General features: G+C 51.3%; 14 protein-coding genes. 2 read left to right on the top strand and 12 right to left on the bottom strand.

The genetic code is table 11. The features are described from left to right. Positions 1-102: 102 nt before the first annotated feature. The 4 genes from Dvar_RS02170 to Dvar_RS02155 form a co-directional block, all read right to left on the bottom strand. Complete coding sequence (locus tag Dvar_RS02170; protein ID WP_419660088.1) at positions 103-1,065, bottom strand: hypothetical protein; 963 nt, start codon at positions 1,063-1,065, stop codon at positions 103-105. A gap of 368 nt (positions 1,066-1,433) precedes the next feature. Beyond that, on the bottom strand, positions 1,434-3,380 hold the full coding sequence (locus Dvar_RS02165) for a methyl-accepting chemotaxis protein (RefSeq protein ID WP_419660087.1): 1,947 nt from the start codon (positions 3,378-3,380) through the stop codon (positions 1,434-1,436). A 335-nt stretch (positions 3,381-3,715) separates the two neighbouring features. Then, positions 3,716-6,142: a glycyl radical protein gene (locus Dvar_RS02160; RefSeq protein WP_419660086.1), complete on the bottom strand. Its 2,427-nt coding sequence runs from the start codon at positions 6,140-6,142 to the stop codon at positions 3,716-3,718. 95 nt (positions 6,143-6,237) lie between these two features. Then, entirely contained in the window at positions 6,238-6,414 is a 177-nt protein-coding gene (locus tag Dvar_RS02155) for a benzylsuccinate synthase gamma subunit family protein (RefSeq protein WP_419660085.1), read from the bottom strand. 722 nt (positions 6,415-7,136) lie between these two features. On the opposite strand from Dvar_RS02155, the gene Dvar_RS02150 reads away from it, so the two are divergent. Then, entirely contained in the window at positions 7,137-8,516 is a 1,380-nt protein-coding gene (locus Dvar_RS02150) for a TetR/AcrR family transcriptional regulator (RefSeq protein ID WP_419660084.1), read from the top strand. 34 nt (positions 8,517-8,550) lie between these two features. On the opposite strand, the gene Dvar_RS02145 is transcribed toward Dvar_RS02150, so the two are convergent. From Dvar_RS02145 to Dvar_RS02130, 4 genes are all read right to left on the bottom strand, one after another. Further along, positions 8,551-8,751 (bottom strand): cold-shock protein, encoded by a 201-nt coding sequence (locus Dvar_RS02145; protein ID WP_419660083.1) that lies wholly within the window; start codon positions 8,749-8,751, stop codon positions 8,551-8,553. 314 nt (positions 8,752-9,065) lie between these two features. Then, positions 9,066-10,499 (bottom strand): dihydrolipoyl dehydrogenase, encoded by a 1,434-nt coding sequence (gene lpdA / locus Dvar_RS02140; protein ID WP_419660082.1) that lies wholly within the window; start codon positions 10,497-10,499, stop codon positions 9,066-9,068. Between the two features lie 180 nt (positions 10,500-10,679). Next, the gene (locus tag Dvar_RS02135; protein ID WP_419660081.1) at positions 10,680-11,948 is read right to left on the bottom strand and encodes a 2-oxo acid dehydrogenase subunit E2; all 1,269 of its coding nucleotides are present in this window, start codon (positions 11,946-11,948) and stop codon (positions 10,680-10,682) included. A gap of 469 nt (positions 11,949-12,417) precedes the next feature. Beyond that, positions 12,418-12,720: an AF1514 family protein gene (locus Dvar_RS02130; RefSeq protein ID WP_419660080.1), complete on the bottom strand. Its 303-nt coding sequence runs from the start codon at positions 12,718-12,720 to the stop codon at positions 12,418-12,420. Positions 12,721-12,834: 114 nt separating this feature from the next. On the opposite strand from Dvar_RS02130, the gene Dvar_RS02125 reads away from it, so the two are divergent. Continuing rightward, the gene (locus Dvar_RS02125) at positions 12,835-13,659 is read left to right on the top strand and encodes an NYN domain-containing protein (RefSeq protein ID WP_419660079.1); all 825 of its coding nucleotides are present in this window, start codon (positions 12,835-12,837) and stop codon (positions 13,657-13,659) included. 489 nt (positions 13,660-14,148) lie between these two features. Here Dvar_RS02125 and Dvar_RS02120 read toward each other — a convergent pair whose 3' ends face one another. The 4 genes from Dvar_RS02120 to Dvar_RS02105 form a co-directional block, all read right to left on the bottom strand. Beyond that, complete coding sequence (locus Dvar_RS02120) at positions 14,149-17,538, bottom strand: AAA family ATPase (RefSeq protein WP_419660078.1); 3,390 nt, start codon at positions 17,536-17,538, stop codon at positions 14,149-14,151. Between the two features lie 176 nt (positions 17,539-17,714). After that, a complete protein-coding gene (locus Dvar_RS02115) occupies positions 17,715-18,119 on the bottom strand; it encodes an acyl-CoA thioesterase (RefSeq protein ID WP_419660077.1) in 405 nt (134 codons plus the stop codon). Positions 18,120-18,397: 278 nt separating this feature from the next. After that, positions 18,398-19,966, bottom strand: coding sequence for a diguanylate cyclase (locus Dvar_RS02110; RefSeq protein ID WP_419660076.1), 1,569 nt, complete (start codon positions 19,964-19,966; stop codon positions 18,398-18,400). Positions 19,967-20,033: 67 nt separating this feature from the next. Beyond that, on the bottom strand, positions 20,034-20,333 hold the full coding sequence (locus tag Dvar_RS02105; RefSeq protein ID WP_419660075.1) for an acyltransferase family protein: 300 nt from the start codon (positions 20,331-20,333) through the stop codon (positions 20,034-20,036). Positions 20,334-20,456: the final 123 nt, after the last annotated feature.

Here is a 20,456-nt window from a genome sequence, read left to right as displayed (position 1 = left end):
CGCAAACAAACGATAGCAGCGGTATCGCTGATGATAAAACGACGGCGGTCCGGGGGATGACGCGCCCCCGAACCGCCGTTCTTTTTGTGATTGACGAAAGATTTAGCCTTGGGCGTTCTTTTCGAGCTCATCCAGTTTGTCCGAATCCGAAACCGCAATATCAACCAGGGCCTTGGGAATGGAACTCTGCTCGCACATCGTGCGGATCTCTTGTTCTACATCGCTGAATTCCATGATTTCACGGATGGAGTCGATGTAAAATGTCATATCATCGGCCGAGATATCTTCGAGAGAAGGACCTTCGGCTTCTTTTCTCTTGCGCTCGGCTTCTTCTTCGGCCAGTCGCTGTTTCTCTTTCAGCTCTTCTTCCATGGCCTTTTTGACGCCATCGATCGCACCCTGGTCCACCTGCATCATTTCGATGATCAACGCTTCGGTCACTTCATTGTCAAAAAGGAACCGGATTTTTTCTTCTTCGGACTTGTCGGCGACTTTTTCGAGCAGACCGGTCACTCTGGCCCTTTCCGCCAGCTCTTTCTTGATCGTCTCTTTGACCTCGGCAAGTTTCTCATCGGTAATTTCCATTGAGCTGGTGATGGTTGCCCCATCGACGCCTTCGCCAATCAGCAGTCGAATTCCCAGGTCACCGTCCATCCCCTTGGCCTTGGCGATCAACAGACCAAGCTTGGCCTGCTCGACAGCCTTGATCACTTCTGGCCTGCGCGCAGGATCTCTGAGTTCTGGCCATGTGGTGCCGATATCATCAAGAAGCGAGGTGGTTACCGCATAAGGATCAGCGACATCATCCAGCGTGAACCCGGCGATGACGGCATTCAGGTCCCCCAACATGGATTTTCCGGCGCTGCGCATTTTATCGACAGCCCATCTCAATTGCATCAAATTACCACCGTGACACGAAACATTGTACCCCTCGCCGTCAAGATCACCGGCTATCCGTTGAATCGTCGCTTCCAGGCTGCTGTCTGATACGTCCTGGGAACCAAGATCAAGGATTTTTTCCTCCATCGCCAACCAAAGCGGTCTCTTTTTGTTATCTTTCGCCATTTTCCAATCTCCTTTCTAAAAGTTCAATCCGGTGGCAGGGATGTGCTTGGAATCTTGTTGAATCCGCCATGTGCCCGTTGTGGAACATTAACAAATTGAAATATGCCTGCTTTGCCCGCCCGAGTCTATAGAGACGCCCATAGTCGAGTCAAGCAAAATCTAATTACACCATTTAGTATCCGTCCATAATTAGTATCCGTCTCATTCATTTGTAATCATTGTGACCCAATCGAAACGGATGACCGGCGGCAAAAACCGCCGGTCATCCGTTATTGTTTGCTACAGATACTCACCAAGCGTACATTTCCACAGCACGCCAAAGCCATGCTGAGTCGGGTGGACGGATAACAGCCTCGAACCCAACCGGACTATATTTTGAACTGGTTGACAATCGCTTTCAACTGAACCGCCATGTCCTTTAATTGCTCCGCACTGATGGTGACCTGCCCACTGGCATTTGAGATGCCGCCGGCTTCGCTATTGACCTGGCTGATGTCCTGGGTAATTTCACCAGCCACACTAGAGCTTTGATTGACATTCTCGTTGACCTCCTGGAGTCCCTGAGAAGCCTGAGCAATGTTACCGGCGATCTCTTTGGTCGTCACGGATTGCTCCTCTACGGCAGTGGCGATGGTACCCACGATGTCGTTGATGTTATTGATGATACCTGAAATCTTATCGATATCGTCAACAGTGACCGATGTGGTGGATTGAACCTCTTCGATTTGCCGTTTGATATCCAGGGTGGCGTTGGCCGTTTGTTTGGCCAGCTCCTTGATCTCATTGGCCACCACGGCAAACCCCTTGCCGGCCTCGCCGGCCCTGGCCGCCTCGATGGTGGCGTTAAGGGCCAGCAGGTTGGTCTGCTCGGAAATTTCCGTAATGGTCTCCGTAACCTTGCCGATGGCTTGGGCGGCATTGCCCAATGTATTCATTTTTTCAGAAGCACTTTTCGACTGGTCCACGGCCTCACCGGAGATGGATCTGGCCCGTTCGGCATTCTGGGCAATCTCATTGATGGTTGCACTCATCTCCTCGGCGGCGGCACTGACCATGGAGGTATTGGTCGAAGACTGCTCCATGGCGGCCGCCACATTGTTCAAGTTGGTACTCATTTCCTCGGTGGCGGAGGCCACACTATTGGCCCGGCCGGCCATGTTTTCCGCGCTGGATGTCAATTGCTGTGCAATCTCATTGAGTTGACCTGATGCTGTATCCACATCTTCCGTGTTTTCCTTGACCTTTTGGATGATGCCCTGAAGTTTGCCGATGAACGTGTTGAACCATTTGGCCATCTCGCCCACTTCATCCTTGCTGTTCACATCGAGCCGCATGGTCAGATCACCCTCTCCCTGGGCGATATCTTTCAGGTTGACGACCGCCTGGTTGATAGGCCGGACCATCAGGTTGGAAATAAAAAAGATGACGCCCACGGCAACCCCAACAGCAATAACACCCAGCAGCAGGGCAATCCAGCCAATGTGCTTGACCGGTCCCATGAATTCATCGGCCGAAACCGTCGTGGCCACGATAAGATTTCGATCCGCATAGGAATCAAAATAAACCACCCATTTTGTTCCGTCCTGGATGTAGGACAAATGACCGCGCTTCATCTTCAGCATCTGCCGGCCCCAATCGGTTTCGGCAATGCTTTCTTTGAAAATCATTTCCTTATTGGGATGAGCCACGTAAGTGCCTTGATCATCCACGAGAAACAGATAGCCAGTTTTGCCCAGTTTGAACGTACTGATGGCGTCATCGGAAAATTCATTCACCTCGATGGGATTTCCCGCGATACCGATAAATTCACCGTTCTTCCCCATTATCGGAGCAGAAATGAGCACAACCGGATTACCGGAAGCCGGCGATGGCGAAACATGGGAGACCGCCACCTGGCCAGTCTTGTTGAGATTAATATATTCACTAAAAGCCGGGATTTTGTCTAAAACGAGACCAACGGTTTTGCCACCTAAGGCATCCATTATGGTGGTAGTTTGCTCGGCAATGAAGATATTCTCATAAACAGGTGATGCCGTTTTGATATCATTGATCAACGTTTGCGCCTTTTCACGGCTGCCACCAGTTATTGCATCTACGAATATTGGGTTTTTGCTAATAAGCACACCTTCACGAATGCGGTCCGTAAACCATCGCTGCATTTCACCGGTGGTTTTTTCAACCACCTTTTCCATCATCACTTCCTGGCCGGCAAAAACTGCTTTGGCGCCCTGCCGATAGGTGGTCCAGGCTACAAAACCGATGGATAACACGACAATGGGAACAAGGGAGACTAGCAACTTGCTGCGAAATTTCATGGTTCCTCCAAACATAAGTGGGATGCGATTGTAATGATACCCGTCAAAGTCAAAAATCTACGCGGCTTCAGTTGGAATGAATGCCAGGTAATTTCCAATTCGGAAAGACTCCGACAGACGACAAATTGGATTCGCTTCTTGCTCTTATCGGCCCAGGGCTGTTTAAGCTAAACTTATTTTTTCCTTTTGGGAAACATTCGATATTGTTTTTTCGTTTCGGATAGCGGCAAAAAACGATCAGGATCTTTTTCATGAGGAAAAAAAAGTGGCGCCAGGCAGCAATTACCACCGAGCGTCACTTTTTAGTATTCTATAAGGAATCGTTATGGCAAGAATCAGCGTTCCAGCTCGTGCTCCGTGCGGGCGATGATTGTTTCCTGGGAAAAGGCCGCCAGGTCAATGAACTTGGCACTGTAACCGGCTACCCGTACAATGGTGTCGGTATTTTTCTCCGGCTCCTTCTGGGCCGCCCGCAATTCATCCGTGGAAACGACATTGAACTGCACATGATCGCACCCCAGTTCGTGCCAGGTTTTCATGTAGGCATGCCACAGTTCAAACCCACCTTCGGCGTTCATCATGGCCGGGGCCATGCGCTGGTTGAGCAACATGCCCTTGAAACGCTTGTGCGGTGCCTTGGCTACCGATTTCAATACCGCCGTGGGTCCCTTGACATCACATCCCATATAGGGGGAAATGCCGCCGTCATCCAATGCCTCTCCGCCGTGCCGACCATTGGGCAAGGCGCCTGTTTTCGGTCCATTGACAATGTAACCGGCCACGGATTGAGCCAATGGCAGGGGATACGTACCGGAATACGTACGCACACGGGAGAACTCGTCGGCCATCAGGTTGTAGTAACGCTTGCCCCACTCATCGGCGTAATCATCGTCATTGCCGAATTTCGGTGCGTTCCAAAAATCCTGACGCATTTCTTCACATCCTTCCCAATTGGCTTGCAGGGCCTTTACAAGCTGCTCCATGGTGTACTTCTTCTCATCAAAAACGAGCTTCTGAATGGCGGCAAAGGAATCGATCACACAGGTGCTGCCGGTATTCATGTTGTGCCACGGATTGGGAACTTCGGCGATCTCGGTGTCGTTCATACCTTTTTCGACACAACCGTCGTCCAAACTGGATATGAAGGGACACGGCAGATAGGTGGCCTCCAGGGTTCGACTGATGTCCTTGGCCCGCAGGGCAAGATCAATGGAATAGCGCGTCTGCAACTGAAAGGCCTCCCAGAGATCATCGATCGACTCGAAGCGGGATGCATCACCGGTCTTGGGTCCCAGCTGCATGTCGGTGAAAAAGTGATCATATCCGTCAGCCAATGCCAGTTCAAGCAACTTGCCGGGGTAGATATCCTCTCCGCCCTCGGTACGGCTTTTCTGCGTGCCGCGGCGCCCGGTGATGCCTGGTGACATGCACAGCACCAACGCCCACTCGTTGGCCTTTTCCTCGGGCACGTTAAAGTAGTTCATCAGCTGATTAATTCCGTTTTCATCGTGTTTGATGGAAGGGAAACCCATGCCTTTGCGGATACACTCGAAGACTTTGCGTTTGGTCTGAGTCCGGCCTTTCGCGTTCCAGCGGAAACCGATTGACGGCTCAGTGGTCTTCATGCTGGCCGCGGCATCCAGGATGGCATCCGTGCAGTCGTTACACCCGTCGCTGCCGTCGGCGTTGAGCCCACCAATGGTCAGAATGAACAGGTCATTGGCACCGGCAAAAAACTCCCGCAATTGCCGGCCCTTGGTGCTGCCGTGTTCGGACACCTTCAGCCGTTCGCACTCGAACAACTCCTGGGCCTCTTCACGGGTCATGGGCTGCCCGCTGCCCTCGATAACGCTCATTTTGTAATAGGGCCAGAGTATTTTGTCTTCCTTCTGGCCGTAACCGGAGGCGTAACGTTCGATGGAATGGCAGATCAAATAGGTGAACCATTTGCATTGCATGGCATCACGCAATCCTCGCGGCGGCTTGGCAGGAACCTGACGGCAGATATCCGAAATTTCCATCAGCTCGTCACATCGCCGGTCATCATCCTCGAAATTCTCGGCAATGATCTTGGCCAGCCGCGAATACCGCTGTGCCCAAGCCATGACGGCTTTATCGGCCATGACCATGGCCCGCCATTTATCTATTTTATTTAGCAGGGGCAGATTGTCCTTGGCCACCCAGGGACTTTCGCGCAGCTGGGCATTGGCTTCTTCGATTTTGGCCTCAACGGCTTCAATACGCTTTTCCAGTCCGTCTTCCAGAATGCTCTCATAGTTGGGCATGATACTGGAGAAAGCGGTAACGAACATGGGCGGCTGAACGATGGTTGCAGAATAGGCAACGTCCAGTTCTTCCTCGCTAAAATATTTTTCGCCCTTGGTCTGAATGGTGTAAGGCCGCCAGTACTCGGCAATTTCACGCATCTCTTCCTTATTCTGGCAATAGGGGCTCTCCACCATGTCAATCGTGGCAAAATACGACAGTTCTGGATATAGGGGGAAATAGTCCGGATGCTCGGTGTTGGCGCCCACGATCAATTCGTCTTCCTGAATGTGGATGGCCATGTTGGTGATTACATTTTCCAGTTGCCGGGCTCTCAAAATGGGGGTGGCCTCTCCGACATGGTCTTTATGGGCCTGGGTAATATAGCGTGCCCGTTCAATTCCCGCACGCACCGCCGGATCGACATATTCCCCGCCTGCCACATGTTTAAACCGACAGCGTTCCTTCAATCGCTTTGTTCTTTCAGTAATCGGCATCAACGGCCTCCTTATTCTTTTTCACTGGATGTCTTTGTTGTTGTTGCGGTCCCTTCGTCGATGGTTCACAGGCACTATACATAGCGCTGGATCGATCACCGCCGCGGTTTCATTTGATCACACGCCGAATCCGATTCAAAAACCGGTTTTGAAGTCCAAAAGGTTCCCTTCTGGTCCTGATGCTGAATAACACAATCCCCTTTTCCTGCTTCAAAATCCAAATCGTCTTCCGGAATTTTGAAAAAGGATGCACAGTCGCTACAGTTGGCCATGGTTTCCTCCCTGTTGATTTATGTGACAACCTTACCTGTTACCGCCCACTAAGTTTGAATGATTTTCTACTCAATATTTTGCACAAATTCATTGCCCGTTTATCGACGGCGGGAATCTATGCATGCCTCAAACAATCCTAAAAATATATTAATATACTTTAATTTAAAGAATATTTAATCAACCGACCCAACCGACCGGTCAAATCAGAACCGGTATACGGCTCTCATTTGTCAGGTCAGTAATAAAATTTCATATTATCGAAGTTAACTTTGCAATAGATCTTTATTGAATTCAATTCAATTTCACAGCTATGAAATACTTTGTCAACAAATTTTTTGAATTTTATACCGTTTATGAATTAAGTTCATTAGAATATATATAATATCCAATGTTTATTGGGTTAAATAATTATTCTAACCACAAACACGCCCTATACATTGAATACTCGACAGGTATGGGAATAGGTAATTGGACGCATATACCATCCAAAACCAAGTATAATGCGCCTCAATTATTTCTTTGTTTGGTCTTCATTTCTTCTGCCATTGGATCAAGGCGGGAACATTCGGGATGGTCCGGTGTTCAATGATTTAACGCGGGTATCGATTTGCCCGGAGGCTCGGGAATGCGGCCAATGGTTGAAAACTGAAGGCGAATATGATTCAGTTCGTATTTCATAGTTTGCCATTGATGACAATTGTGCCTGGAAGGAGAGACACCCATGTCCAATAATGGATCCACCCCTAATCATCTGCAAGCCAGCCCAATGCCAGACCCCGCCAACGCAGGTCGGCGTCAAAACGGCGTTTTGGCAAACGCCTCAAGAAAGCATCACCAATATACCGGCAAACGATTGGAAATCCTAACAGCCGCCTTTGAGGTCATTTCCGCCAAGGGGTTGAGGGCGGCCACGATCACCGATATGGCAAAAAAAGCCGGGGTGGCGGATTCGATCATCTATCACTATTTCAAAAACAAAGAGGATCTGATCTATCGGGTCTTCGACTATCTTCAGCAAACCGCACTGGACGAGCTGTTGTTCCATCTGCAAGGGGTGTTGGGACCGGTGGCCAGACTGGGCAAAATGATCTGGTACCACCTTTATATGAACGATACGGATCAGAACACCCAGGTCCGAAAAAGCATCCTGCTCGAGGCCCGCGGCAAACCGAGCTTCCTCGAGCACGAGAGCTTCAACACCCTGCTCAGCTATGTCGGCATCCTGGACCAGATCCTGGAAGACGGTATCCAGACGGGGCTATTCCGGAAGGATTTGAATATCAACGTTACGCGAACGATGATTTTTGGTCTGCTCGACGAGGAGGCACTCATTTGCCTGGGCACTGAGCAGACACCCAACACCCGTTTAGACTTTGATCAAATCATGGCCCTTGTGCGCGGTATGATTGAGGACCCTCCCCCAAAAGCGAACGCCCATACCGAGCAGGGAAAATACGCTACTATCCTCGAAGCAGCCAAAACAGTGTTCAGCCGTAAAGGCTACGATGCCACGACGATTGTTGACATTGCCGCTCAAGCCGGTGTTGCCGAAGGTACCGTATATGAATATTTTAAAACAAAAAAAGCACTTCTGCTTTCCATCACCAGGGTATATTTTGCTCTCTACAAAACCGAGCTGGACGCTGCGTTCAATTTCTCCACCGCCATCTCCAGATTACAGCACATCATGTGGGCCCACTTTTCTATTTTTTCAGCAGACAAGGACCTGGTAACCGTTTTTTTAAGGGACACCAAACTCAGCAACCAATTTTACACCAGCAGCGCGCATTCCGTTTTTGTCGGTTACCACGATAAAATGGTAGAGGTACTGGAGGCAGGCCAAAAATCTGGAGAGTTTCGCCGGGACATCAGTAGTCGTGTGTTTCGCAATCTCGTCATGGGATCGTTGGCCAATCTATACAACCGATGGTACTATCGCGATCCCATCTCGCCGTTGGATTATCACTTTGAGATCCACCAGTACATTGATCTTCTATGTCGGGCGGTGACCGCGAGCCCCTTAGCGAAAAGCGCTACTCAAATCGGTCAATTAGCCATTTCTGGAAGGACAATAACTAAAAAAGGGAGCATTGCCATTTAGGCAATGCTCCCTTTAAAAACGGGATTAGGTAACGTTAAACGACTTTTACATTTGCAGCGGCAAGTCCTTTGGGACCTTCCTCAATGTCAAACGTTACCCGGTCACCTTCGCTGAGAGATCTGAATCCAGTGGCAACAATGGCCGTATGATGAACAAATACATCCGGGCCGTTTTCCTGCTCAATGAAACCAAAACCTTTACTGTCATTAAACCACTTCACGATACCATTTGCCATGCCTACATCCTCCTACGGGTAAAAAATTGAATCATTGCTTCAGACTTCAGGCGCCACTCTTAACAAATGGATCGATCCCTCAGAAAGAAACCGGTCTGTCATCACTGGCAGACCCTGATGATAGTTAAACCATATCACGGACCTGAAGAAATGCAAGAAAATGATGGAGGTTTTCGACAAAAACGTGACAAATGCGATGGCCCTGGATGGTAATACCTTTCTTCCCGCCCAATTGCCGTCGTTTCAAAAAAGTCGGTCGAAGCGGACAAAACAGCTATGGGAAAACGCATCCACCGGCTTGGTGGATATGGCTATCAAGCTTCTTTTTTCTTCCGCTTTGGGCGAAAGTAATGCGTTGCCGTCCCGTCGATCATATCTGCGGCTTCCTTCAATGTTTCCGATAGGGTTGGATGAGGATGGATGGTCAATCCCATATCCGTGGTGTTGGCAGCCATCTCGAGGGCCAGTGTTGCTTCGGCAATTAACTCGCCAGCCCCTGGGCCAACGATACCCGCTCCCAAAAGACGTTTGGAATCCGGATCAACCACCAGTTTGGTCAGACCATCACTGCGCCCCAGCGTCATGGCACGTCCCGAGGCGGCCCAGGGGAATCGAGTCACTTCAATGTTGATACCCTTTTCTTTGGCAGCGGTTTCGGAAAGACCGACCCAGGCGATCTCCGGATCGGTGAACACCACGGCCGGGATGGCTGCCGGATCCACAATGACATTTTTTCCGGCAATGGCTTCCACGGCAATGCGCGCCTCGTAGGAGGCCTTGTGAGCCAGCATGGGCTGGGAGGCAATATCACCGATGGCAAAAATGGTATCCGTGCTTGTCCGGCACTGCCGGTCTGTTTTCACAAAACCATTTTCACCCATGTTCACGCCGGCTTTTTCCAGACCAAGGCCTTTTGTAAAGGGACGGCGCCCAACAGCCACGAGCACTCGCTGGAACGACTGATTGGTCGTCTCGCCGCCACTCGTGCGCAACGTGACATCGACACCGCTTTTCTGGATACTGGCCGATTTTACTGTTGTATGGGTCAAAATTGCCTTGAAACGCGTCGTCAGTGTTTTGGTAAGAAATCGGATTAAATCCCGATCCACACCTTCCAGCAAATGGGGAAGCATCTCCACGACGGTAACCTCCGCCCCCAACGCCGCATACACACTGCCCAGTTCCAGACCGATATAACCGCCCCCCACCACCAGCAGTGACTTGGGGACCGTTTTAAGGTCAAGGGCATTTCGAGAATTCCAGATGTACTCGTCGTCTGCAGGCAGCAGATCCAGATCTACAGCCCGGGAGCCGGTAGCCACAATCGCATGTTCGAATCTCAAAGTACTTGTCTTGCCGTCAGGATCGGTCAAAGAAAGCGTTTGATGGTCAACAAACCTGGCCGTGGCCCGCAGGTAGGTGATGTTACGCTGAGCGACCAGACGTCCCAAACCGCTGGTGAGGTCCGTTACCACCTTGGATTTCCACCGCTCCATTTGTTCAACATCAATTTTAGGCTCGCCAAAAAATACCCCCCACGACTCGGCCGCCGCCACGTCATGGATCAGGCTGGCCACGTGAAGCAGCGCCTTTGAAGGAATACACCCCCGGTAAAGGCAAACCCCGCCAGGATAATCAGCTGGATCAATAAGGGTAACCGTCATCCCCATGTCGGCGGCCAGGAAAGCGGCCGTATACCCGCCCGGACCAGCACCGATCACCGCCAATTGGGTGTTATTGTCTGTCATAAATGATACTCGCTTTCAAATACTTGATGGATTTGGGGGAAAGTATCAGACGTCGGTGTCAAGCGCCGCACCTGTCACCGCAAAGAAGTCTTTATACAGCCGATGGTTTGGAATTCGCAAGCCTTAAGACGGGATTCGCAGGCACGTTTTTAAAAGGCCACCGGGTCAGCCACCAATGATTCAATCAATAAACAGATTGAGTGGCTGTTCCAGTGCTTCACAGATCCAGCGCAAAAATCGCGCCGCATCAGCACCGTCAATGTTGCGATGATCGTAAGAAAGAGAAAGCGGTAAAATTGTCCGTGGTTCAAATTGGTCCCCGATATAAACCGGTTTTATACCGTATCGGCTCACCCCTAAAATGGCTACCTGAGGCCACAGCACCAACGGTGTAAATCCTGTCCCGCCGATTCCCCCCTGGTTGGAAATGGTAAAGGTGCCTCCATCCATTTCGTCGGAACGTATTTTTTTATTGCGTGCTTTGGCCGACAGTAGATCAATGGATTCGGCAATTGTTAGTAGACTTTTCAGATCGGCATCGCGGATCACCGGCACGAGCAGGCCGCGCGGTGTGTCCGTAGCAATGCCGATATTCACATAACGCTTGAGCGTGATACGGTTTTTTGAAACGTCAATGCTGGCGTTGAACCGGGGAAAACGCTTCAGCCCCTGAGCGCAGATCCAGGTAATAATCGCGGTCAAATTGAGTTTGACACCCAATTGTTGACATTCATGGGACTTTTTCTCGATAAACGACATCACTCCAGTAATATCTGCTTCATCGAACTGAGTCACATGGGGAATGGTGGTCCAGGAGGCCGATGTACTTTGCGCCGTTAAACGGCGGACCGTGTCCATTTCCTGAATATCAACGTCTCCCCAATGGTTCGCATCGGAAGGGGAAGAGCATTGCGCCGGCTTCGATGCATCCGTCTGCTGTTGACGACCATGGCCCTTGACATCCGCCTCCGAAATTCTACCTCCTGGCCCGCTACCATCGACCGAATAAAGATCAATCCCCAATTCCCAGGCCAATCGACGAATAGACGGTGATGCCGGCACCATCGTCCGCGTAATCGGGATGTCGGATGGGTCGGGCTGTGGTTGATCTTTAGCATCCGAGGCGGCTTCGGCTTCCCCGCCTTCGGGTTCATTCATCCGACCGTCACCGTCTACTACCGACGGCTTCAAACCGGTGGATGGGTCAGCCGCTTCAATTTCGATACGGGCGATGGCATCTCCAACCTTCATATGGGCGCCAACCTTGGCCAACACATCGGTAATCCGGCCGGCAAAGGGCGATGGAATCTCTACCAATGCTTTATCCGTTTCCAATTCAATCACGGTGTCGTCCACTACCACCGTATCTCCGACCTTGATGTGGACAACGACAACTACTCCCGATTCTACTTTCTCTCCAATATCCGGAACCTTGATTGGCTGTACCATGGGACCTCCTTCTTCTGCACGAACGAGGGATTTATCCGACCAGGATCAATATTCATCGCTTTCCGGACTTTTTTCACCGCCACCATGGGCATCTTTCCTAATTTTCTGGGAACGGGTTAAAAAGCAGGACCTGTGCACCGCTTATCGATTTTCCAATTTATTTTTTAGATCGAGAAATGATTGATGGGAAACACAGGTTTCCCATCATGAGGTGCATTCACTATATTGAGGGGGTTTATTCCAACTGTCAACATCCGGATGCAAAATAGAGCCGGGTTCAGCGCCATTGCAGCATCGTCCCGACGACACGTTTTCCCTTTGTTTTCACAGCCCAATTGACAGGCAATAGGGCCTGCGAGTAAACTTTGTTACCCACTTAAAAAAAGATAAAGCATGAATCCACAATCCGTCCCTACCCGTGGTCGGACCTTAGATCATGCGGCCGTTGTCTATGATGCGATAGAACTGTTCACAGACGCACGTAAAAAAATTCAAACTCGCCGTTGTTGATATCGATTTTCAGGTTGTAGCCGCGCGATTCGGCAAAAACGATCCATGGCGGCCGGCCGTCGCCAGCGCCGCATTCGTAATTGGGCCAGAATTCGCCTGTCTTCGTGCTGTGGTAAGACAGCATCATGGCATTGCTGTTGATGGACCTGGCGTTGGTCTTGGCAATGGCACTGGCAGCGGCCAGGTCAAGGTCAGTATCGCTGACCTCCAGATTTACGGTTTCCAGAGAATAGGCATCGGATATTTCTTGAAGTTCGACCATGGCGGTCTCCTTTCCGGTTGGCATTGTTATCTATTGAAGATAAGATGGGTTTACGAATTGTAAATCTGACTTGGTGCCTATCTTGAAATGACCCATTGGTCCGGAAAGGAAATCATGACCAAAACGATGGAAACCGCCAACCTGGCCGTTTTCTGCGATTTTGAAAACGTCGCCCTGGGCGTGCGTGACGCGCGCTATGCCCAGTTCGACATCAACAAGGTACTCGAACGTCTCCTGCTCAAAGGCAGTATCGTGGTTAAAAAGGCGTATTGTGACTGGGAACGCTACAAAGAATTTAAATCCGTCATGCACGAAGCGGCTTTCGAGCTGATCGAAATTCCCCATGTCCGTCAATCCGGCAAAAATTCCGCTGACATCCGCATGGTGGTGGATGCGCTGGACCTGTGTTACACCAAAGCCCACGTGGACACCTTTGTGATCGTGAGCGGTGATTCGGATTTTTCCCCACTGGTCAGTAAACTGCGCGAAAATAATAAAAACGTCATTGGCGTGGGTGTGAAAAATTCCAGCTCGGATCTGTTGATCGCCAATTGTGATGAATTCATCTATTACGATAATCTGGTCCGCAAGAAGAAAAAAGCCAAAAAACCGGCCCGCAAACCACCGGCCAAAGGCTTCAAACCCCAGGCCCATGAGGCTGGATCGAAGGAGGACGCCGAGACACTGACCCAGGAGGCACTGGATCTGGTCATGGAAACCCTCGAGGCCCTGGCCGAAGAACGCGGGTCGGAGGACAAAATCTGGGGATCCATGGTCAAACAAACCCTCAAGCGCCGCCGGCCGGGATTCAACGAGTCCTATTATGGATTTCGCTCTTTCAAACACCTTTTGGATGAAGCCTCCAGCCGCGGTCTCATGGAACTGGAACCCGACGAAAAATCCGGCGGGTATATTATTCGCAGTTTCCAATCCGAATAGACAAAGGAAGGCCGGGCCACTTTAACGGTGGCCCGGCATAGGGGAAGAAGAATAAGGAGGAAGTATCGTTTTGGGTTCATCCCATCATTGGCCTACAGCCTACCACCTGAAACTTACCAAAACCTGATCTCAAAATTACCACATGGTAATATCCAGCACTTGATCTGCCTCCCATTCAACACTATAATATAGTTACACCGGAGCACTGCAATGGGCACACCGCTGTCCAACTGAACACCCCCACGTGCTCAGTTCCCTCGCACCCCCTCTTGCTCCGGTTCCACATTTTTAAGTGGTAAAATTTTTCGCTCAACGCCGAAATTGGGCGAATCACCGGCCGCCTGCATAGCAGGTGGTTTGATGAAGCCCCCTCGAAGGGGGCTAAGAAACGGATCAATGAACATCGAACACTGAACATTCAACTTCGAACATTGAATATGGAATTCAATCGTTTTCTATTGATAGCAATTAGCCATTTCTGGATAGACATTAGATCGTTATCCCGGATGTCGACGCCGGCAATGCCTCGATCGCGCCCTTGACCCGCTTGAGATGGAAAGTGGCCTGTATTTTGGCAAATACGTCCATGCTCTGCTGTAATGTGTCAGCAGCCTGGCCGGTTTGATCCATCATGGCCAGTGCCTTCCCCAATCCCAACAATACCTGCCCTTCCAGGACAATGGCCCCCATGTCCCGCGCTTCCGACAAACTGATTTGAAACCAGTGGATGCATTTCTCGGCCAGTTGCGCCGCCTGGGATGATACCGGATGGCCGGCGGTCTGCAAGGCACTCTGATAGAAAAGCAAGTAGACCTGCCCCATGACGTATCCGCAGGTGAGGCCGCGCAGGCGACAGCCGCTGGTTTGCCACCGTGATAGCAGCGACTCCATGATTTCCAGGCCCTTAGGAATCTGACCATTCATTATGGTGGTCAGGCCCTTGAAAAAATTAGCCGGTTCGCCAACAAATTCAGCACCATTATCATCACTGAAAGCGATCAGCTGATCCAAAAGGGGCAACGCCTCCTCAATTTTGCCGTTACTGATGGCGCCGTAGCATAGGGCCAGCTTGGGAAACTGTGAATACCAAGGATCAGCCGACATCCCCACGGCAGTTTTAAAGCTGGCCGTGGCAGCGTCGATGTCTCCGATAATCAGTCCCTTCCAGCCCAGACAACAATGGCCGGAAACCAGGCTGCGGACATTGCCGTGCATTTTACCGAATTTTAATAATTGCTTACCGATTTTTCGGGTGTTTTCTGCATCCCCCTTGTGCCAATTCACATAGCCTTTGCCAAATAGGGCGTTGAAATACAAATAAGCGTCTTGCACCCTTCCATCCACAAACAGGGTCTCGGCTTTCTCGCTGTATTGGATGGCTTCGTCAAATCGGCCCAACTCCGTGCAGGGCCAGCTCAGCCAGGTACTGGCATAGCCGATCAGATCGGCATGCGCAGCGGTCTGTCCCAGCTTCAGCGCCTTTTTCAGACTATCAAAGGATTCCCTGAAACGATGGCGGTGCCAGAGTGCGCAGCCGCGCCAAGCCCAATGAAAGCCTTCTCTCACCGGGTCACCCAGACCCTCCACCAATGATCGCTGTTTTTCCAGAAGTTCTAATAGGTTACGATTCATCCCCCGATAGTAGAAAACGAAGGCCCACTGGTTGACCACATCCAGCAGCCGCTTTTTGGTTTCCGGGGCGGCCAGTTGCTCTTGCTCGAGCATGGATTTGGCGGTTTTAAAGTACTGATCCGATTCGTCCAGGGCGCATCGCCGCAACGCCTTGGTACCGGAGCGAATCAGATAATCGGTGGCTTTGTCCGTGGCAATGCTCTTTTGGAAATGGATCGCCAATGTTTCATCAAATTCGGACAGGCGATCCTGGTACAGATGTTCTATGGTTCGTCCGATACGCTCATGTACCCGCTGCCGTTCACGGCGCAGCAGACTGCCATAGCCGACCTCCTGGATCAGCGCGTGCTTGAACATGAACTCCATCTCCGGTTGCAGGGCCCGGGGTTGGATCAGGCCGGCCCGTTCCAGCTTGTACAGGCCGTCGTCCACGGCATCGGCATAAACCGAAATCCGTTTTAATACATCGTAAAGAAACGCCCGGCCGATCACGGCGGCTTCCTGCAGGATACGCCTGTCCTGTTGGCACAACTGGTCCATGCGCGAGGCAATGATGCCGTGAATGGTGGAAGGGATATCCGCCTCTTTGAAGGCCCGGTTCATTTGCCAATGGCCATCGTCAAACACCAGGATGTCAGAATCCACCAGGGCATTGAGGATTTCTTCCAGATAAAAAGGGTTCCCCTCGGTCCGCTGATGAATCAGGCGGCATAAATCTTCGGGAAGGATATCGGTATTGAGCATGGACGCCATCATGGTTTCGGTTTCCGATGACGACAGTTCACCAATGCGGATTTCCGAGTAGATGGGTGCGAGCAGTTCTGTCTCATGGCTGGTAAACAGGCTTGCATGGGGCCGGGTTGTACAGATCACCATTGCCGGCTGCTCGAAATTGAAAATGATTTCTTTGAGCAATTTAAGGGATGCAGCATCGCCCCAATGCACGTCCTCCATGCAAAACACGGTGGGGGCTTGGCTGGCGATGGCGGACAATAGATTCAGCATGGCCGTTTTCAATCGTTCGCGCCACTGTTCAGGGCTCATGCTCTCTGTTTCGGCAACATCCTGCCCGATGAGCCCCTGGATGATAGGGATCTCCTCTGCCCTGGGTCCTAGCAGTCCGCCGACCCGCTGGGCAATGCCGGCACTCATTTCCTCAGCAGTGGCCGATCCGTCAAGGGCCAACCACCGCCGGACAATCCCCACCAAAGGATAATAAGGAACCTGCTGGGTGTGCGCGTACGCGTAACCAACGATCCAGTTGCAGTTGACCCCCTTAGCGGCGACCTTTCTTTCAAACTCCGCCAGCAACCGGCTTTTTCCCGTGCCGGCCTCACCGACAATGGAGATGACGGCCCCCGTGCCTTGCTTGAGCGCCTCCATTTTTTGCAGTAAAAGATCCAGCTCCGCCTGCCGGCCGATCAGTTCGGCGTTGAACCTCAATTTTCGGCGACCGGCGACAGGGCGCGCTTTTTCATCCTTTACGGCGTAGATACAGATCGGGCGCGTTGCGCCCTCTACCGTCATGGGCGGCTTGGCATCGAAATCAAAAAATCCAAAGGCCTGGCGGTATGTTTCCGGCCCCACCAGGATCTCATTGGGCTCGGCCGCATCGGAAAGGCGCGAGGCAATGTTGACCGCTTCTCCGGATAAATCAAAGGTTCCATCGACAGGTGCCGAGTGAGCCGTGACCACCAACCCGGTATTGATACCGGTGTGCATGCTCAGCGGCTTTTCCAATAAGATACTTTTGGGTTTGATGTCCGCCACTGTCGCATGAATTTCACGGGCCGCCTTGATGGCCCGGATGGCATCGTCTTCATGGGCCACGGGAAGGCCGAATACGGCTAATATTTCATCACCGATAATTCGCTCGATATGGCCATGGTACCCTTTAATGATCTTCACGCTCCGGGCGGTGATGGTTTCCATAAGGCCCTGAACATCTTCAGGGTCGAATTTTTCCATCATTCGTGAGTAACCGGTCAGGTCGGTGAACAGGGTAGTCAAATGGCGACGTTCACCCTGGGCCACAGGGTGTCTTTTTACAGCGTCACGGGATGAAGCAGATGGGGCAACATCACTCACGGCACCATCCGCGAAAGCGTTGCCGCATTCACCGCAAAATTTACTATTGAATGGATTCGAAGCACCGCAGGCAGGACAGTCGATTGTCAATCGGCGTCCGCACTGATGGCAAAATTTGGCATTGGCAAGAGCCGCCTTCTGGCAATACGGGCAACTCATATCCGGACCTCTTGATTGGGGGGAGTGATTGTTTGAGCGTGTTATCCTTGTTGGTACCTAAAGGGGCATACTATTGTCAAGGAAATCAGCCACCTGATTCCAAAATAGGGGATGCCCCGGGCGTTGATTGTCAAAAAAGAAACTGAAAATCAAAAGGTGGACTGTTCAAACCGGCCTTAGTTCAACCCCTCATATGCCTTGACATCTTCAATAAATTGGGGCGCAAAAGCAACGACTTTCCTGTTTTCATAATCAAAATGGAGCAAGGTGACAGTCCCCTCAGCACAGATCTGATCGTGTTGAAGGATCATAAATTCCGCAACGAACGACTTCTTTCTGATTTCACGGATTCTGCATCCAACCGTGATCTTATCACCTAATCGAAGCTCTTTCTTGTAGGCGCAGTGGGCCTCTGTGGCAATCACTCCAATTTTCGGGCCAAAATCGAAGTGGTAGCCCAGCATTTCCAGGTAAGCAAGTCTGGCCTCCTGGAAAAATACCAGATACTTGTCATAGGACACATGCTGGCGGGCATTGACATGCGCTTCTTTAACGGTCAGCTCAATAGAAAAACGAAACATGGACGTAAACTTTCATATTTAAGAATGCAGGCAACCCTCACCTAAACATTTTACCAAAAAGAGTGTTGGCAATCCAAGTCCCTAAAAGTCCTCGATTTCTTCCACAAGAAGAGAACAAAGAACATGCTCGCATCTATTGGAATCATTATGCTGAAGCTGTTCTTTAGCAAGATTTTTTTGATAATAAAAGCCATTTGGGACGCGTGCGCGCGTCAAAACGGCAGCGGCAATTCATTGCTTGCGTTGCAAATCTTCTCTCTTGAGGAGTTCGAGTGATGTTACCCCGTATCTGTTGAACATTTATCCGTCGAGTCGATGCACACCTGGTTTCGACCGCTCTCCTTGGCCCGATACATGGCTGCATCACATCGCTTCAACAATTCATCCATTCCCATTGATTTGCCGGAGATGGTCGTTACCCCAAACGAGGCGGTGAAGTGCAGTGATTCACCACTTTCAAGCCTCACCTTGCTTTCGGCGATCGCGATGCGCAGTCGCTCGGCGGCGTCGACAGCCTGAACACTGCCGGTCTGGGGCAACAGGACCACAAACTCCTCGCCATCGATGCGCCCGATAATGTCAACTTCACGCATCGTGGCACGACTGGCGGCGGCGATTTTCTGCAAGGCGAGATCGCCAATGTTGTGCCCGTGGGTATCGTTGATGCACTTGAAATGATCGACATCGAACATGAGCAGAGAAAGCGCGCCGCCATAGCGGTTGATACGACTCAGTTCGCTGTGGGCCTGCTGGATAAAATGGCGCCGGTTGGCAAGGCCTGTCAAGGGATCGGAGTGCGCCTGACGTTCCAGTTCTTCCTCCATGCGCTTATATTCGGTAATATCTCGCCCGATAGAAAGAACGCCTGTAATCCTCCCCGATTCATCCCGTTCGGCTACCATATGGATCGCGTGATAAGTCATCCCCATGGCGGTGGACACGGAAATCTCGAGCATGGTCTCCTCTCCTGTCTCTATTACATGAAAAATCTTCTCGTCATAGAGGGAGAACGATCTATCGTCGATTAGTTCACTGACGCGCTTGCCCAGCATTTTCCCGGAGGGGATTCCCAGAGTACTTTCGAGCTGGGGATTGTGATAGATCATGCGGCCATTCCTGTCATGACGGGTGATATTGTCAGGCGCGTTTTCAGCCAGGGTGCGGAAGGCCCGCTCCCGCTTGACCAGTTGATCACGGGTATTCCTGTTTTCTATGGCAATCGCCGCCAGGTTAGCCGCAAAACAGAGGCGATCGAGATCCGCCGGGCTCGGCATGGTCGGTTCAGCATGGTAGATGGCGAAGGTTCCCAGTACCTTGCCGCTGGAAAAAATGATCGGCTCCGACCAGCATGCCGCCAATCCGACACGCTGGGCCAGCTCGCGAATCGGGCGCCAGCATTCGTTCGCCATGATATCCGGGACGATGACGCGTTCGCCGCGACGGGCTGCCGTACCACAAGAGCCGGCCTCCTTGCCGATTTCCAGGGCGTTCAGGGCGTCGTTGAAAAAGGCGGGCAGGTTCGGCGCGATACAGGTGGACAGATGCTTTCCGCCCTTGTCCATCAGCCGCACGCTGCACCTTGTTGCCGGGGTTTCCGATTCAATGGCCAGCACCATGGCGTGCAGGATATCGAATAGCGGTTCACCTTTAGCCACCATCTCCAACATGGCATTGTGATCACGGTTGCGCTGTTCACTCTGCCAGTAGGCGGTCATGTCGCTGAAGGTGCTGAGCAGTTTTCCGCCGACCGATGCGAGTTGGATCAGCACGCGGCGCACACCTCCATCCTTGCAGACGATGCTGGTTTCAAGATCGGGCGGCATCGTGCTGGTTTGGCCGGCGCGCATGACTAATTGATGCCGAGGTTCGATGACGGTTCACGGGAAGGATCGCCTGGTCAATATTGACAAAACTTTAGCGAGGCACATGTCTGAAACCACGCAGTCGCTCCCTTGTGAAAATTCGTGCCGGGGTTTCAACGGTTCGTTCAAGCAGCGTGGCAAGTACCAGGCTTACGGGCAGCACGATGGCGATCCCCCATGGGGGCATGGGCATGTTTAAGCTCCACGCCTTGGCAGGTCGAGCAACCCAGGCGACGTATTGAATGATGGGCTCGTGGATTAGATACAAAGCCAAGGAAATTTTGCCGAGGAAGAGAAAAACCGGTCTGGCCAGCAGGCGTTGTGTGTATGGATTTGCTTCTCGGCGGGTCATTGACCTTACATTCCGCACCCATTACGCATAGGTTTTAAACAATTTATTACTCAGCAAAAACAACACCATATCAAATATAACGTATTGTATTTACATGAAATAAAAAATATCTAGACATTTCAA

Source organism: Desulfosarcina variabilis str. Montpellier (assembly GCF_048565275.1).
GTDB lineage: Bacteria > Desulfobacterota > Desulfobacteria > Desulfobacterales > Desulfosarcinaceae > Desulfosarcina > Desulfosarcina variabilis.
This window is presented reverse-complemented; position numbering and strand designations above follow the sequence as displayed.